At 68.4% G+C, this 15,378-nt stretch carries 14 protein-coding genes; all 14 read left to right on the forward strand.

Annotation, left to right across the window (positions count from 1 at the left end; genetic code table 11):
• Window positions 1–59: 59 nt before the first annotated feature.
• The 14 genes from J3U95_RS21570 to J3U95_RS21635 all read left to right on the forward strand — a co-directional run bounded on the left by J3U95_RS21570 (window position 60) and on the right by J3U95_RS21635 (window position 15,366).
• A complete protein-coding gene (locus J3U95_RS21570) occupies window positions 60–1,949 on the forward strand; it encodes a polysaccharide biosynthesis protein (RefSeq protein WP_307728406.1) in 1,890 nt (629 codons plus the stop codon).
• 99 nt (window positions 1,950–2,048) lie between these two features.
• Window positions 2,049–3,377 (forward strand): nucleotide sugar dehydrogenase, encoded by a 1,329-nt coding sequence (locus tag J3U95_RS21575; protein WP_208280705.1) that lies wholly within the window; start codon window positions 2,049–2,051, stop codon window positions 3,375–3,377.
• Window positions 3,378–3,451: 74 nt separating this feature from the next.
• The gene (locus J3U95_RS21580; RefSeq protein WP_208280706.1) at window positions 3,452–4,513 is read left to right on the forward strand and encodes a Gfo/Idh/MocA family protein; all 1,062 of its coding nucleotides are present in this window, start codon (window positions 3,452–3,454) and stop codon (window positions 4,511–4,513) included.
• A gap of 2 nt (window positions 4,514–4,515) precedes the next feature.
• A complete protein-coding gene (locus J3U95_RS21585) occupies window positions 4,516–5,157 on the forward strand; it encodes an acyltransferase (RefSeq protein ID WP_208280707.1) in 642 nt (213 codons plus the stop codon).
• Between the two features lie 3 nt (window positions 5,158–5,160).
• A complete protein-coding gene (locus tag J3U95_RS21590) occupies window positions 5,161–6,342 on the forward strand; it encodes a DegT/DnrJ/EryC1/StrS family aminotransferase (protein WP_208280708.1) in 1,182 nt (393 codons plus the stop codon).
• Window positions 6,339–7,586, forward strand: a complete 1,248-nt coding sequence (locus J3U95_RS21595; RefSeq protein WP_208280709.1) for a lipopolysaccharide biosynthesis protein — start codon at window positions 6,339–6,341, stop codon at window positions 7,584–7,586. The genes J3U95_RS21590 and J3U95_RS21595 overlap by 4 nt, the downstream gene beginning before the upstream one ends.
• Complete coding sequence (locus J3U95_RS21600) at window positions 7,583–8,959, forward strand: O-antigen ligase family protein (protein WP_208280710.1); 1,377 nt, start codon at window positions 7,583–7,585, stop codon at window positions 8,957–8,959. Before J3U95_RS21595 ends, J3U95_RS21600 begins: the two co-directional genes overlap by 4 nt.
• On the forward strand, window positions 8,865–10,034 hold the full coding sequence (locus J3U95_RS21605; protein ID WP_208280711.1) for a glycosyltransferase: 1,170 nt from the start codon (window positions 8,865–8,867) through the stop codon (window positions 10,032–10,034). Before J3U95_RS21600 ends, J3U95_RS21605 begins: the two co-directional genes overlap by 95 nt.
• Window positions 10,035–10,182: 148 nt before the next feature.
• On the forward strand, window positions 10,183–10,827 hold the full coding sequence (locus tag J3U95_RS21610) for a hypothetical protein (RefSeq protein ID WP_229520013.1): 645 nt from the start codon (window positions 10,183–10,185) through the stop codon (window positions 10,825–10,827).
• 9 nt (window positions 10,828–10,836) lie between these two features.
• Window positions 10,837–11,619 carry a polysaccharide deacetylase family protein gene (locus tag J3U95_RS21615; protein WP_208280713.1) on the forward strand — a complete coding sequence of 261 codons (783 nt, stop codon included), beginning with the start codon at window positions 10,837–10,839 and terminating at the stop codon, window positions 11,617–11,619.
• A gap of 14 nt (window positions 11,620–11,633) precedes the next feature.
• Entirely contained in the window at window positions 11,634–12,929 is a 1,296-nt protein-coding gene (locus J3U95_RS21620; RefSeq protein ID WP_208280714.1) for a glycosyltransferase family 4 protein, read from the forward strand.
• Window positions 12,922–14,163 (forward strand): DegT/DnrJ/EryC1/StrS family aminotransferase, encoded by a 1,242-nt coding sequence (locus J3U95_RS21625; RefSeq protein ID WP_208280715.1) that lies wholly within the window; start codon window positions 12,922–12,924, stop codon window positions 14,161–14,163. Before J3U95_RS21620 ends, J3U95_RS21625 begins: the two co-directional genes overlap by 8 nt.
• Window positions 14,160–14,750 (forward strand): sugar transferase, encoded by a 591-nt coding sequence (locus J3U95_RS21630; protein ID WP_208280716.1) that lies wholly within the window; start codon window positions 14,160–14,162, stop codon window positions 14,748–14,750. Before J3U95_RS21625 ends, J3U95_RS21630 begins: the two co-directional genes overlap by 4 nt.
• Before the next feature lie 7 nt (window positions 14,751–14,757).
• Window positions 14,758–15,366: a hypothetical protein gene (locus tag J3U95_RS21635; RefSeq protein ID WP_208280717.1), complete on the forward strand. Its 609-nt coding sequence runs from the start codon at window positions 14,758–14,760 to the stop codon at window positions 15,364–15,366.
• Window positions 15,367–15,378 lie beyond the last annotated feature (12 nt).

Consider the following 15,378-nt stretch of genomic DNA (forward strand, 5'->3'; position numbering starts at 1 on the left):
ATGCCGCGTTGTAGTCTTTCCAGTTGGTCGTTCGGTACTTCAGCTTTACGGGAGCAATCATGCCGTCAGTTTACCCGTGCTGCGCCTCGGCCGCTGATGGGCCGATTTGTGCAACAAAGCCCCGCGCCGTCATTCGCTTTATCGACCACCGCCTGCTCACCCTCACCGGTCTCGCATTGGGCATTGCCGTATTATGCGCCTACCTCACTTTGGTATTCCTCAATGAGGCCCGATTTCCGCGCAGCGCGCTGGCGATATATTGGTTCATCGCTTTTTCTTATGTCGTCATATCGCGGATCGGCGTGCGCAAGCTGCTGCGCAGCAAGCGCGGCCCCTGCGCCGGCAAGGCGCTGGCGGTCGCCATCTACGGCGCCGGCGAGGCCGGCGCCCGGCTGGCCCAGACCATGCGCGACGGCGACGAGTACCGCCCGCTGTGCTTCTTCGACGACAAGCACGCGCTGAACGAGCGCACCGTGGCCGGCCTGCGCGTGTTCCACACCTCGCGCCTGGTCGAGCTCGGCGCCGCGCTCGGCATCCGCACCATCGTCATCGCCCTGCCCGCCGCCGCACCCGAACGCCTGCGCGAGCTGATGCAGCGCCTGGGCCAGGCCGGCGTGCCCACCAAGATCCTCACCCGGCTGGTCGACCTGGCCGACGACAAGGCCAGCGACAAGTCGGTCCTGCGCGACGCCATCCGCGAAATCAAGTTCGAAGACCTGCTCGGCCGGCCGCCGGTGCCCCCGCGCCTCGACCTGTTCGCGCGCTGCGTGCGCGGCAGGGGGGTGCTGGTGACGGGCGCCGGCGGTTCCATCGGCAGCGAGCTGTGTCGCCAGATCGTCACCCTGAGCCCGGCGCGCCTGCACCTGATCGACCACTCCGAATACGCCCTGTACACCATCCGGCAGGAGCTGGCGGTGCGCTTCCCCGACCTGCCCATCCACGCCCACCTGGGCTCGGTCTGCAATGCCGACCTGGTCGAGCGCGTGCTGGCCGCCGGCGGCATCGACACCATCTACCATGCCGCCGCCTACAAGCACGTGCCGCTGGTCGAGACCAATATCGTCGAAGGCCTGCGCAACAATGTGCTGGGAGCCCAGATCATCGCCGCCGGCGCGGCGCGGCACGGCGTCCAGACCTGCGTGCTGATCTCCAGCGACAAGGCGGTGCGGCCGACCAATATCATGGGCGCCAGCAAGCGCATCGCCGAGCTGATCTTCCAGGCCGCGGCGGCCCGCGCCGCCGGTGGCTGCGCACCGGGCGACGGCGCAGGCGGTGGCGCCGCCCATGGCGACGGCCATGGCCCGGCCCATGGCGCGGGCAACAAGGCAGGCACGACGTTCTGCATGGTCCGCTTCGGCAATGTACTGGGCTCCTCGGGGTCCGTGATTCCCCTGTTCCAGCGCCAGATCACGCGCGGCGGGCCGGTGACGATCACCCATCCCGAGGTGTCGCGCTACTTCATGCTCATCCCCGAGGCGGCCCAGCTGGTGATCCAGGCCGGCGCCATGGCCAAGGGCGGCGACGTGTTCGTGCTCGACATGGGCGAGCCGGTACGCATCCTCGACCTGGCGCGCACCATGATCGCCATGCACGGCCTCACCGAACGCACGCCCCAGCAGCCGCGCGGTGACATCGAGATCCAGTTCATCGGCCTGTTCCCGGGCGAAAAACTGCACGAAGAACTGCTCACCGACGGCACCGTCTTCCCGAGCGAGCACCAGCGCATCATGCGCATGAAGGAGAGCGCGCTGAGGCCCAATGTGCTCGAGACCTGCATCACCTGTCTCATGATGGCCTGCGAGACCCACGAGCGCGGCCCCATCGAGTCGATGGTCAAGGCCATCGTGTCCGAATACCTGCCGGGGGCGCCGGCGCCGTTGCCGCAGGCGCCGGTCGAGGAGCCCGTGCCTGCCGGCCTGATTCGCAAGTTCGTGCCGTTCCGTATCTAGAACCGGCCAGCGCCACCGCTACACGCCGTCACCGTCACTGCGTTGCCGTCATACCTGCTGTCATACATCGCCGTCATACCGTTATTGTCGAGGAAACCCATGCGAGACGAGAACCAATCAGTTCACCTGGAGCAGTTGCTGGCCCGGCTGCGCGACCGCCATGCCGTCATCGGCATCATCGGCCTCGGCTACGTCGGCCTGCCGCTGGCGCTGCGCTACGCCGCCGAAGGCTTCCGTGTCCTCGGAATCGACGTCGACGCCGACAAGGTCGCGCGCCTCAACCGCGGCGGCAGCTATATCGCGCACATCGGCGCCGCGGCGATCGAAGAGGCGCGCGCCGCCGGCTTCATGGCCAGCACCGACTTCGCGCGCACGAGCGAGGCCGACGCCCTGATCATCTGCGTTCCCACCCCGCTCACCGCCTACCGCGAGCCCGACCTGTCATTCGTGATCGGCACCGTCGAATCCCTGCTGCCGCACATGCGGCCCGGCCAGCTGCTGTCGCTCGAGAGCACCACCTATCCCGGCACCACCGAGGAAGAGCTGCGCCCGCGCCTGGAGTCGCGCGGCCTGCGCGTCGGCCAGGACGTGTTCCTCGTGTTCTCGCCCGAGCGCGAAGACCCGGGCAATCCAGATTTCCACACCCGCACCATCCCCAAGGTATGCGGCGGTTCCACCAATGCCTGCCTGGAAGCCGGCCTGGCCCTGTACCGCGCCGCCATCGACACGGTGGTGCCGGTCAGCTCGACCCGCGCGGCCGAACTGACCAAGCTGCTCGAGAACATCCACCGCGCCGTCAACATCGGCCTGGTCAACGAAATGAAAATCATCGCCGACCGCATGGGCATCGACATCCACGAGGTGATCCGCGCCGCCGCCACCAAGCCGTTCGGCTTCACCCCGTATTACCCCGGCCCCGGCCTGGGCGGGCACTGCATCCCGATCGATCCCTTCTATCTCACCTGGAAGGCGCGTCAATATGGCCTGCACACCCGCTTCATCGAGCTGGCCGGCGAGATCAACAGCGACATGTCAGGCTGGGTGGTGGGCAAGGTGGCCGACGCCCTCAACGAGCGCGGCCGCGCGGTGATGGGCAGCCGCATCCTGGTGCTGGGCATCTCCTACAAGAAGGACGTCGAAGACATGCGCGAATCGCCCTCGGTGGCGCTGATGGAGCTGCTGCGCGCGCGCGGCGCCGCGGTCGACTATTCCGACCCGCACGTCCCGGTCTTTCCGCGCATGCGCGAACACCGCTTCGAGCTGTCGAGCGTACCCCTCACTCCGTCCTCGCTCGCATCCTATGACGTGGTGCTGCTGGCCACCAGCCACAGCGCCTTCGACTACGACCTCGTGCGGCAGTACGCCAACCTGATCGTGGACACCCGCGGCGTCTACCCGAACCGCTTGCCGAACGTGGTGCAGGCCTGACGCGCCCGGCCCGATCCTCCGATCCGACCCTCCACGCCCGACCATCGCTGCCCACCATCACGCCCGGAGCCCGCATGCGCCAATATTCTCCCCCCATCCGCGACCGCAAGATCCGCTTCGCCCTGGTCGGCTGCGGCCGCATCGCCCGCAACCACATGAACGCCATGCGCGAGCACGCCGAGCGCTGCGAACTGGCCGGCGTATGCGACATCGACCCGCACGCCCGCGAAGAAGCCGCCGGCATCACGGGCGCCTGTCCGTATGCCAGCCTCGACCGCATGCTGGCCGAGCTCGATGCCGACGCCTTCGTGCTCGCCACCCCGTCCGGCCTGCACCCGGGCCAGGCGATTCGCATCGCCGCGGCCGGCCGCCACGTGATCACCGAGAAGCCGATGGCCACGCGCTGGGAAGACGGCAAGCGCATGGTCGCCGCCGCCGACGAGGCCGGGGTGCGGCTGTTCGTGGTCAAGCAGAACCGCCGCAACGCCACCCTGCAGCTGCTCAAGCGCGCGGTCGAGAAAAAGCGCTTCGGCCGCATCTACATGGTCAACCTCAATGTGTTCTGGACCCGCCCCGAGGAGTACTACCGCAGCGCCGGCTGGCGCGGCACCTGGGAATTCGACGGCGGCGCCTTCATGAACCAGGCCAGCCACTACGTCGACCTGCTCGAATGGATCGTCGGCCCGATCGAAAGCCTGCAAGCCTATACCGCCACCCTGGCGCGCGACATCGAGGTCGAGGACACCGGCGTGATGAGTCTGCGCTGGCGCAATGGCGCGCTGGGCTCGATGAACGTCACCATGCTGACCTGGCCGCGCAACCTCGAAGGCTCGATCACCATCCTCGGCGAACATGGCAGCGCGCGCATCGGCGGTGTCGCCGTCAACGAGGTCCAACAATGGGAATTCGCGCAAGCCGATCCCGACGACGCCCTGGTGCCTGATGCCAGCTACCAGACCACCTCGGTCTATGGCTTCGGCCATCCGCTCTACTACGACAACGTGATCCGCGTGCTGCGCGGCGAGGCCGAGCCCGAGACCGACGGGCGCGAAGGCCTGAAGTCGCTCGAGGTGCTGGTCGCCGCCTACCGCTCGGCGCGCGACGGCCGCCGCGTCGCCCTGCCGCTGGAGTACTGACCATGGCCATCATCATCCATTCCAGCGCCATCGTCGACCGCGGCGCCCAGCTCGGCGACGACACCCACGTCTGGCACTTTGCCCACGTCTGCGCCGGCGCGCGCATCGGCGCCGCCTGCTCGCTGGGCCAGAACGTCTTCGTCGGCAACGACGTGAGCATCGGCAACGGGGTCAAGATCCAGAACAACGTCTCGATCTACGATGCCGTGACGCTGGAAGACGACGTCTTCTGCGGTCCCAGCATGGTGTTCACCAACGTCTACAACCCGCGCGCGGCGGTGCCGCGCAAGCACGAGTACCGGCGCACCCTGGTGCGGCGCGGCGCCACCATCGGCGCCAATGCCACCGTCGTGTGCGGCGTGACGATCGGCCAGTACGCCTTCGTCGCCGCCGGCGCCGTGGTCAACCGCGACGTCGCGCCGCATGCGCTGGTGGCGGGCGTGCCGGCGCGCCAGATCGGCTGGATCAGCCGCACCGGCGACCGCCTGGCCCTGCCCCTCACCGGCAACGGCGAAGCCCGCTGCCCGCATACCGGCGAGCCCTATGTATTGCAAGACGGCGCCTGCCGTCCGGCCGACAGCGCAAGCAACCCGCCGGGCGACAACCCGAACCCAAGCTCGAGCCACAGCCCCGCACGAGGATAAGTCATGGACTTCATCGACCTCAAATCGCAATATCTCGCCTCGCGCGAGCTGATCAACGGCCGCATCCAGGCCGTCCTCGACCACGGCCAGTACATCCTCGGCCCCGAGGTCGCCGAGCTCGAGGCGCGCCTGGCGGCCCGCACCGGCGCGCGCCACTGCATCACCGTGTCGTCCGGCACCGAGGCGCTCATCATCGCCATGATGGCGCTCGGCATCAAGTCCGGCGACGAGGTGATCACCACCCCGTTCTCCTTCATCGCCGCGGCCGAAGCCGTGATGCTGGTGGGCGCCACACCGGTGTTCGCCGACGTCGAAGCCGCCACCGGCAACATCGATGCGCGCCTGATCGCCGAGCGCATCACGCCGCGCACGCGCGCCATCCTCCCGGTCTCGCTGTACGGCCAGCCGGCCGACATGGACGCCATCAACGCCATCGCCGAACCCTATGGCATCGCCGTCATCGAGGATGCCGCCCAGAGCTTCGGCGCCACCTACCGCGGCCGCCAGAGCTGCCACCTGTCCACGATCGGCTGCACCAGCTTCTTCCCCAGCAAGCCGCTGGGCTGCTATGGCGACGGCGGCGCCCTGTTCACCGACGACGACGCCCTGGCCCAGGCCATGCGCGAAATCCGCGTCCATGGCCAGTCGCACCGCTATGTGCACACCCGGCTGGGCGTGGGTGGACGCATGGACACCCTGCAGTGCGCCGTGGTGCTGGCCAAGCTCAAACGCTTCGACTGGGAGGTCGAACAGCGCCAGCGCGCCGCGGCCGGGTACGACGCGCTGCTGCGCCACCAGGTTCCCGTCCTCGCCGTGCGCAACGACCGCAGCAGCGTCCATGCCCAGTACACGGTGCTGGTCGACGACCGTGAACGGGTGCGTGGGCAGCTTGCCGCCGCCGGCATCCCGACCGCCGTCCACTATCCGGTGCCGATCCACCGCCAGGCCGCCTATGCCCACCTGGCGCCGGACACCTATCCGGTGGCCGAGGGTTTGGCCCGGCGCGTCCTGAGCCTGCCGATGGGGCCGTTCCTCGACGACGCCAGCGTGCAGCGGGTGGCCAGGGCCTTGCTCGACGCCTGCCAGGCGCGTGACGCGATGCCGGCCGTGGCGGCGGAACAGATGGCGCCTGCACCGACTGCCGCCACCGCCGCCTCGACCGCCACGCCCGCCACCACCTCATGAGGCAACTGCCGCCATTCTGGCGCCACGTCGCCACCGTCCTCGGCGGCGCCCTCGGCGCGCAGGCCCTGCCGCTGCTGGCGGCGCCGCTGCTGACGCGCATGTGCACGCCGCAAGAGATGGGCGCCTACAGCGTCTGGCTCGGCGTGATCGCGCTGTCGGCGATCGGCGCCACCCTGCGCATGGAGGCGGCGATGATCCTCGACCACGACGAGCGGCACCAGCGCACCTGCTTCCGGGTCGTGTTCTACAGCGCCACCATCGCCGCCTTGCTGCTGACCCTGATCGCCACAGTGGCGCGGCTGGCCGGCTTCGAGCCCGCCCTGCACCTGCCATGGGCGGCCCTGCTCACCATCGGCGCCGGCGCCTGGCTGATCGCCTGCATGCAGACCACGCTCGCCTACGCCACCTCGCACAATGCCTTCGGCAAGGCGGCGCGCGCCAAGGTGGTGGCGGCCGCCGTCATCGTCCTCACCCAGCTCACGCTGCTGTACGCCGGCCTTGGCGGGTCGGGCCTGATCGCCGGCCACCTGTGCGGCCTGCTGGCCGGCTACCTGTGCGCGCGGCGCCTGCTGCAGCCGCCGCGCGCGCCCATCGCCTGGCTGCCCGACCTCGGCCAGCGCGCCTACCTGAGGCGCCACCAGGCCTTCTGGCGCTACTCGCTGCCCTCGAACCTGCTCAACGGCGCCGTCAGCCAGTTGCCCCTGTTCCTGATCGGGATGCGCCACGGCGCGCTGGCCGCCGGCCTGTACGCGCTGACCCAGCGCGTGCTGTCGGCGCCGGTGTCGCTGCTGGCGGCCTCGGTGCTCGAGGTCTTCAAGCGCGAATCTGTGCTCGAATTCCGCGAGCACGGCAATTGCAGCCGCACCTACCGCCATACCTTCAAGGCCCTGCTGGTGCTGGGCATCGGCCCGGCGCTGCTGCTGATGGCCTTCGCCCCGACCCTGTTCGCCACCGTGTTCGGCGCCTCCTGGCGCGAGGCGGGCGAGCTGGCCCAGCTGATGGCGCCGCTGTTCCTGCTGAACTTTGTCGCCAGTCCGCTGAGCTATGTGTTCTTCGTGGCCGGCCGCCAGAAGGCCGACCTGCTGTGGCAGGTGACGCTGTTCGCCACCACCCTCGGCGCCTTCCTGCTGCCGGGCAGCGTGCACGAGAACGTGCTGTGGTACGTGATCGGCTATTCCTGCCTCTACCTGGTCTACCTGCACATGTCCTGGAACTGCTCGCGCAACGGGCTGGCGGCCGCATGAATAGCTTGTCCACTCCGCATCCCAGTGCGCATCCCGCGCCACCGCCTGCCCTGCATCCCGGCGGCGCACCCGACACCTGGCAGCTGGCGCTGCAGGGCGGCCCCACCCAGCCCCGCGGCGCGGCGCGCGCCCGGCGCGAGCAATGGCTGATGATCGCCTGCTTCTTCATGCTGTTCCCGGGCTTCTTCTTTTATCACACCCTGCTCGGCACCGGCACCACCGGCGCCTTCCTGGGCGGCTACTTCGCCCCGGTGGCGCTGGCCTTTGCCGGCCCGATGTGCCTGGTCTACCTTGCCCGCATGCGACGCGAGGCACAGCGCCTGACCCTGGTCGACGTCCACTACGGCGTCTTCTTCGCGTATTTCGTGGGCGTGGTGATGGTCAATGCGGCGGCCGGCGCCAACCGCGCGATCGTGACCTACCACATGCTCGCCATCCTGTTCATGGTGCTGGTCTACATCCAGTTCAGCTTCATCGACTTCGACAGCCGGCGCTTCCGCGTCGTCGGCCTGCTCGGCCTGGCCGGGATGTCGGCCATCGTGTTCTCGTATTCGGTCGACGGCGTGTTCTACCTCGGCGCGCTCGGCATCGCCAAGGATACCAATGCGCTCGCCACCTACCAGGGTTTTTCGCGCTCCTACCTGTTTACTTACCTCGCGGTGGCCACCTTCACGCGGAACCTGCCGCTGCGCCTGGCCTTGCATGCCCTGGGGGCGGCCACCCTGTTCGTCAACACCGCGCGCAGCGAGTTCGTGGCCCTGCTGTTCGCGATTCCCCTGATCGAATTCTATTATTCGCGCCACAAGCTGTACTTCGTGCTGGCCGGCGTGTGCATCGCCACCACCGTCGGCCTCTACCTCGACCAGATCCTGGCTTCCCTGCCCTCGAACCGCATCCTCGAACTGTTCGACCTGTCGCATTCGACCTCGGCCAACAAGCGCCAGCAGCTGACCGTGCACGCGGTGCAATCGATCGCCGCCCATCCCATCCTGGGCGACTATGGCAGCTACAAGCCCGGCCATTACTCGCACAACGTGCTGTCGGCCTGGGTCGACCTCGGCCTGTTCGGCATGCTCTACGTGGCGGCGCTCGCCATCGTCCCAATCACGCCGATGTTCTTCCACGAGTATTTCGCCGCGCGCCGGCGCCCGCTGTTCCTGCTGGCCTTCGCCTTCGCCTGCGTGACCGTCCTGTTGCTGGTGTCGTCCCATTACTTCACTGACATGCTGCTCAGCGCCACCCTCGGCGCCTGCAGCCGCTATGCCTACGAGAGGAAACATGCCGCGCATCGTCCACCTGACCTCGGCGCATCCGCGCTACGACACCAGGATCTTCGTCAAGCAATGCCGCACGCTGGCCAGCCACGGTCATGAGGTCATCCTGGTGGTGGCCGACGGCCTCGGCGACGAGTTGCGCGACGGCGTCCGGATCGTCGACGCCGGGAAACGCGCGGACAGACCGTCGGAGCGCCGTCCAAACGCCCTCGTGGGCCGTTTGGACCGCATGCTGTGGACCACGCGCCGGGTCGCCGCGCTCGCGCTGGCCTTCGATGCCGACGCCTACCAGTTGCACGACCCGGAGCTATTGCCGGCCGGCCTGCGCCTGCGGCGCGCCGGCATGCGGGTCGTGTTCGACGCCCACGAAGACGTGCCGACCCAGCTGCTCGACAAACCGTATCTGGCCCCCGGCATCGCGCGCATGGCGGCGGCCCTGTACGCGCGCTATGAACGCTACGCCTGCGCCCGCCTCGACGGCCTGCTGGCCGCCACTCCCCATATCCGCGAGCGGCTGGAGCACTGCAATGCGCGGACGATCGACGTCGCCAACTATCCGGTCCCCGAGGAATTCTCTCCCGAGCGCAGCTGGGACGCGCGCACCGATATCTGCTACGTCGGCAGCATCTCGGCGATCCGCGGCATCCGCGAAATGGTGCAGGCCTGCGCCCTGCTGCGCACCCCGGCCCGGCTGGCCCTGGCCGGCAGCTTCGCCGACCCGGCGCTCGCGCGCGAGGTGGCGCTGCTGCCGGGCTGGACCCGCATCCGCGCACTCGGCCACCTCGACCGCGCCGGCGTGGGCCGGGTCATGGAAAACGCGTTCGCCGGCCTGGTCACCCTGCTGCCGACCGCGAGCTACCGCGACGCGCTGCCGGTCAAGATGTTCGAGTACATGGCGGCCGGCATTCCCGTGATCGCGTCGGATTTCCCGCGCTGGCGCGCCATCGTCGAGGCCAGCGAGTGCGGCCTGTGCGTCGATCCGCGCGATCCGGCCGCCATCGCCGCCGCCATCGACCGCCTGGCGCAGGAGCCAACGCTGGCCCGGCGCATGGGCGCCAATGGCCGGCGTGCCGTCGAACAAACATATAACTGGAAAAACGAGGCGCAGAAGCTGGTGCGCTTTTATGCCGACCTGACCCGGCATCCACTGGCGCACCGCCTGGCGCTGACCTAGCGGACAACAATGAATCCACCCCGCGCCAGCGCCCATCGTTTAAGCGGTTTCAAGGAATCGCACGGCGATCCACCTTATCGTGTATTGCAGACTTAGAGGTGAGAATATGTTCTTGCAACACTACAATACATTTATTCAAGCCATTAATTTGCCGGTAGCAAAGCTCTGCTTTCACGAGCATATCGATCCGGAAGATATCCGCACGACCTACCGCGCCTTCACCCGGCCGCATCCGCGTTTTCGGCTCATTCGCGCCAAGACCGTCGGCGCGGCGCTGATCGACCTGTCGCGCTTCGCCGACCGCCACGCCTACGAGGAGAGAATCAAGGCGAAGAACCACGGCGGCTATCACGCGAAACGGGCGCGCAAACGCGGCTACCGTTTCGTCGATATCGACCGCAACGATTATATCGACGACATCCACGCGATCAATACCTCGCTCGATATGCGGCAAGGCCGCCCGATGGACCGCAAATATACCGAGAAACACGAGGCATTCGTCACGCTGCCGCATTTCCGCCATCACGGCATTCTCGATCCACAGGGAAAACTGGTCGCTTATGCGAGCCTGGGCATCTATGGCAATTTCGCCGCCTTTTCGCAAATGCTGGGCTATCGCAATAACGACGGCGTCATGCACCTGCTGCTGGTGGAAACCATCAGCCGCCTGATCGACGAACGGCAGGTGCGCTACGTCATGTACGACACCTTCTTCGGCGCCCAGCCCGGCCTCAAGACCTTCAAGACCATCCTGGGCTTCCAGCCCTATCGTGCGCGGTATTTTCTTCAATAGATCGCTGCAATGAAGACTTTCTTGAACCGGGTCTATGCCGACTACCTGATGCCCAGCCGCCTCGGCGAGTACGCGTCCCTGCTGCAGGCGGCCAACGACGCCGGGTATGCGCAGGTATCGGTGCGCAGCTTCTTCCGCAACCTGCACCGCGAGCAAGCGCCGCGCAAGACGCTGGTGCACCGCCACGACATCGACAGCGACCTGCGCACGGCAAGGAAGATGTTCGCGCTCGAGGCGCGGCACGGGGTCCGGGCCAGCTATTACTTCCGCCTGTGCACCCTCGACTACGGCTTCATGCGCGAGATCGAAGCAGCCGGCAGCGAAGCGAGCTACCACTACGAAGAGGTCGCCGATTTCGCCAAGCGCCACCGCATCCGCAAGGGCGACGAACTGCGCCGGCGCTTTCCCGAGATCCGCGAGCTGTTCGCACGCAATATCGGCCAGATCGCGTCGCGCCTGGGCGCGCCGCTGGCCACCGTGGCCAGCCATGGCGACTTCGCCAACCGCCGCCTGAACGTGATCAACCACGAGCTGTTGCGCGACCGCGCGCTGCGCACCCGCTGCGGCATCGAGTGCGAATCCTACGATGCCGAATTGCTGCGCGGCTTCGACCTGTACATCAGCGACCGTAAGCATCCCGTCTACTACACGCCGATGTCGCCCTTCGCCGCCCTCGGCCACTACGAACGCATCTGCATGCTCACCCACCCGGTGCAATGGGAAACCAACTGGATCGAGAACACCCGCTGCAACTGGCGGCGGCTGGTGGAAGAGATGGCGTGGCGCATATGACGCAGATGACGACTATGAACATCCTCCTCGTCAACCACTACGCCGGCTCGGTCCACCACGGGATGGAGTACCGCCCCTATTACCTGGCGCGCGAATGGGTGCGCGCCGGGCACCGGGTGCACATCGTGGCCGCCTCGCATTCCCACCTGCGCCGCCAGGGCCCCACCATGGCCGGTCGCGACCGCCTCGTCGAGGACATCGACGGCATCCACTACACCTGGCTGCGCACACCCGCCTACGCCGGCAATGGCGCCGGCCGCGTGCGCAATATGCTGGCCTTCGTGGCGCGCCTGTGGCGCGAGGCGCCGCGCCTGGCGCAGACCTTCGCGCCGCAAGCCGTGATCGCCTCCAGCACCTATCCGCTCGACATCTGGCCGGCGCACCGGATCGCCCGCCTGGCGGGAGCGCGCCTTCTGCACGAGGTGCACGACCTGTGGCCGCTGTCGCCGATGGAACTGGGCGGCCATTCGCGCCATCACCCCTTCATCATGCTGCTGCAGGCGGCCGAGAACCACGCCTGCCGCCATGCCGACGCCATCGTCTCGATCCTCCCCCGGGTGCGCGAACACCTGGAGGCGCGCGGCATGGCGCCGCACAAGCTGCACCTGATCCCGAACGGCGTCGATCCTGACGAATGGCCGGACTCCGGCACCACGCCGCCCCATGCGGATGCACCATGCCAGGGACCGGACCCATTATCGTCCGCCGCCGCCCCCCTTCTTGCCCGCCTCGACAAGCTGCGCGCCGAAGGCCGATCGATCGTCGGCTATGCCGGCAGCCACGGCCTGGCCAATGCGCTCGACACCCTGCTCGACGCCGCCCACCTGCTGCGCCAGCGGCCGCTCGCCTTCGTGCTGGTCGGCGCCGGGCCCGAGAAGGACCGGCTGCGGCGCCAGGCGCGCTCGCTCGGACTCGACCACGTCCACTTCGCCGATCCGGTGCCCAAGCGCGCCATCCCGGCCCTGCTGGCGCGCTTCGACATCGCCTTCCTCGGCTGGCGGCGCCAGCCGCTGTACCGCTTCGGCATCGCGCCCAACAAGCTGCTCGACTACATGATGGCGGGCTGCCCGGTCCTGCATGCGGTCGAGGCCGGCAACGATCCGGTGGCGGAAACCGGCTGCGGCGTCAGCGTGGCGCCCGACGATCCGTCCGCCCTGGCCGAGGGACTGGCGCGCCTGATGGCGCTCGATCCACGCACGCGCCGGGCGCTGGGCGAGCGCGGCCGCCGCCATGTGCTGGACCACCTGAGCTATCCGGTCCTGGCCCGACGCTTCCTTGCCGTACTCGCACAGGAGACCCACCATGCCTGACCAGCCCCCGCGCGCTCCCGCTGCCGCCGCTGCCGTTGCCGATACTTTCCTGCCCTTCGCCCTGCCCGACATCGGCGAAGAAGAGATCCGCGCGGTCGAAGCCTGCCTGCGCTCCGGCTGGGTGACCACCGGCCCCGTCACGCGGCGCTTCGAAACGGCCTTTCGCGACTATCTCGGCGCCGAGGTCGAGGCGATCGCCGTCAATTCCGCCACCGCCGGCCTGCACCTGGCGCTGGAAGCGGCCGGCGTAGGGCCGGACGACGAAGTCATCGTGCCGACCCTGACCTTCACCGCGAGCGCGGAAGTCGTGCGCTACCTCGGCGCGCGGCCGGTGTTCGTCGATGCCGACCCGCACACGCTCAACCTGGATCCGGCCGCGGTGGCCGCCGCGATCACACCGCGCACGCGCGCCATCGTCCCGGTGCACTTCGCCGGCATGGCCGCCGACATGGACGCCATCGGCCGTCTCGCGCGCCGCCACGGCCTGCGCGTGATCGAGGACGCCGCCCATGCCTTCCCGACGCGCCACCGCGGCCGCCTGGTGGGCACGCTCGACAGCGACGTGACGGTGTTCAGCTTCTATGCCAACAAGACTATGACCACCGGCGAGGGCGGCATGGTCGTCACGCGCGACCCGCGGCTGGCCGAACGGATCCGCTGCATGCGCCTGCATGGCATCAGCCGCGACGCCTTCGACCGCTATACCGCGCGCACGCCGTCCTGGTATTACGAGGTGGTTGCCGCCGGCTTCAAGTACAACCTGACCGATATCGCGTCCGCGATCGGCATCGAGCAATTACGCAAGATCGACCGCTTCCAGCAACGCCGCACCATGCTCGCCGAGCGCTACGATGCGGCGCTGGCCGGGCTGCCCCTGGTCCTTCCGGCACGCCCGGAGACGGGTTCCGGCTCGACCCACGCCTGGCACCTCTACGTGGTGCGCCTGGAGCGCGCGGCGCCTGGCGGCGGGGACAGTGCGGACGGCGCAGGCATCGCGCACGGTGGACGCGACGCGCTGATCGCCAGGCTGGCCGAACGCGGCATCGGCACCAGCGTGCATTTCATCCCCTTGCACCGCCAGCCCTACTGGCGCGACAGCTACGGCCTGCGCGCCGCCGAATTCCCGGTCGCCGAGGCCGCCTTCGGGGCGATGCTGTCCCTGCCGCTGTACACCCGCATGGGCGATGCCGACCAGGAACGGGTCATCGTGGCACTGCACGACCTGCTGTCATGAGCAAGCGCCTGTTCGACCTGGCGGCGTCGCTGGCGGGCTTGCTGCTGCTGTCGCCCTTGCTGCTCGCGATTGCCTTGTGGATCAAGTGGGATTCGCCAGGCCCGGTACTGTACCGCCAGCAGCGCGTCGGGCGCGGCGCGACCTTGTTTACGATCTATAAATTCCGCACCATGCACCAGAGACCGGACGGCGGTCCTGAACTCACGGTCGGCGCCGACCCGCGCATCACCCACGCCGGCGCCGTGCTGCGCCGCTACAAGCTGGACGAGCTGCCGCAGCTGTTCAATGTCGTCAATGGAAGCATGAGCCTGGTCGGACCGCGGCCCGAAGTGCCGCGCTACGTCGCCCACTATCCCGAGCCGCTGCGCCGCATCGTGCTGTCGGTCGCGCCCGGCATCACCGACTGGGCCTCGATCCTCTACAAGGATGAGAACGCGGTGCTGGCGCGCGCCGGCGACCCGGAACGCGCCTATATCGACACCGTGCTGCCGGCCAAGCTGCACTACTACGTGCGCTACGTGCGCGAGCGGACCTTCTGGATCGACGTGAAGATCATCCTGCGCACCCTCGTCGCGATCGCTCGCTAGGCATCACGTGGAAGATCAGGCGATGCTGAGCGTGCTGCACCTGGGCGACCTCGGTGTCGCGCTGCCGCTGGGAGCGGCGCTGGCGGCCTGGTTGCTGGCCGCCGGGGCATGGCGCACGGCGCTGCGCTGGGGCGCGTGTTTCGGCGCGGCAGTGGTGCTGGTCGGCGGCAGCAAGATCGCGCACCTGGGCTGGGGCACCGATTTCTCCATGCTCGAGTTCAAGGCGATCAGCGGCCACGCGACACTGGTCGGCGCGCTCTATCCGTTCGCGGCCTGGGTGGTGCTGTCGCGCCAGGGACAGGCCGCGGCGCGGACAGGCCTGGCGCTCGGCCTGCTGCTGGGCCTGGTCGTCGCGGCGCTGCTGGTCGTCACGGGCGAGCATACGGCCGCCGAGGCGCTCAGCGGCTGGCTGCTGGGCGTCGCCGCCAGCCTGCTCGGCGCCGCCTGGTCGGGCGACCTGGAGCGTGCTCGGCTGCTGCCGGCGATGTGGTGGTCGCTGCCGGTATTCGCGGTCGGCGCCTGGCTGATGGAGTTCGCGCACGTCGGCTACTGGATGATCCTGGTGGCCCTGGCGCTGTCGGGCAACAGCCATCCCTATCCCTGGGATACCTGTTAACTTACGCAGAAA

Source organism: Massilia oculi (assembly GCF_017582745.1).
GTDB lineage: Bacteria > Pseudomonadota > Gammaproteobacteria > Burkholderiales > Burkholderiaceae_D > Telluria > Telluria oculi_A.

Excerpts from the sequence above, each read along its gene's own strand:
- J3U95_RS21570 (WP_307728406.1), top strand. The coding sequence starts at position 60 with ATGCCGTCAGTTTACCCGTGCTGCGCCTCGGCCGCTGATGGGCCGATT.
- J3U95_RS21575 (WP_208280705.1), top strand. The coding sequence starts at position 2,049 with ATGCGAGACGAGAACCAATCAGTTCACCTGGAGCAGTTGCTGGCCCGG.
- J3U95_RS21580 (WP_208280706.1), top strand. The coding sequence starts at position 3,452 with ATGCGCCAATATTCTCCCCCCATCCGCGACCGCAAGATCCGCTTCGCC.
- J3U95_RS21585 (WP_208280707.1), top strand. The coding sequence starts at position 4,516 with ATGGCCATCATCATCCATTCCAGCGCCATCGTCGACCGCGGCGCCCAG.
- J3U95_RS21590 (WP_208280708.1), top strand. The coding sequence starts at position 5,161 with ATGGACTTCATCGACCTCAAATCGCAATATCTCGCCTCGCGCGAGCTG.
- J3U95_RS21595 (WP_208280709.1), top strand. The coding sequence starts at position 6,339 with ATGAGGCAACTGCCGCCATTCTGGCGCCACGTCGCCACCGTCCTCGGC.
- J3U95_RS21600 (WP_208280710.1), top strand. The coding sequence starts at position 7,583 with ATGAATAGCTTGTCCACTCCGCATCCCAGTGCGCATCCCGCGCCACCG.
- J3U95_RS21605 (WP_208280711.1), top strand. The coding sequence starts at position 8,865 with ATGCCGCGCATCGTCCACCTGACCTCGGCGCATCCGCGCTACGACACC.
- J3U95_RS21615 (WP_208280713.1), top strand. The coding sequence starts at position 10,837 with ATGAAGACTTTCTTGAACCGGGTCTATGCCGACTACCTGATGCCCAGC.
- J3U95_RS21620 (WP_208280714.1), top strand. The coding sequence starts at position 11,634 with ATGAACATCCTCCTCGTCAACCACTACGCCGGCTCGGTCCACCACGGG.
- J3U95_RS21625 (WP_208280715.1), top strand. The coding sequence starts at position 12,922 with ATGCCTGACCAGCCCCCGCGCGCTCCCGCTGCCGCCGCTGCCGTTGCC.
- J3U95_RS21630 (WP_208280716.1), top strand. The coding sequence starts at position 14,160 with ATGAGCAAGCGCCTGTTCGACCTGGCGGCGTCGCTGGCGGGCTTGCTG.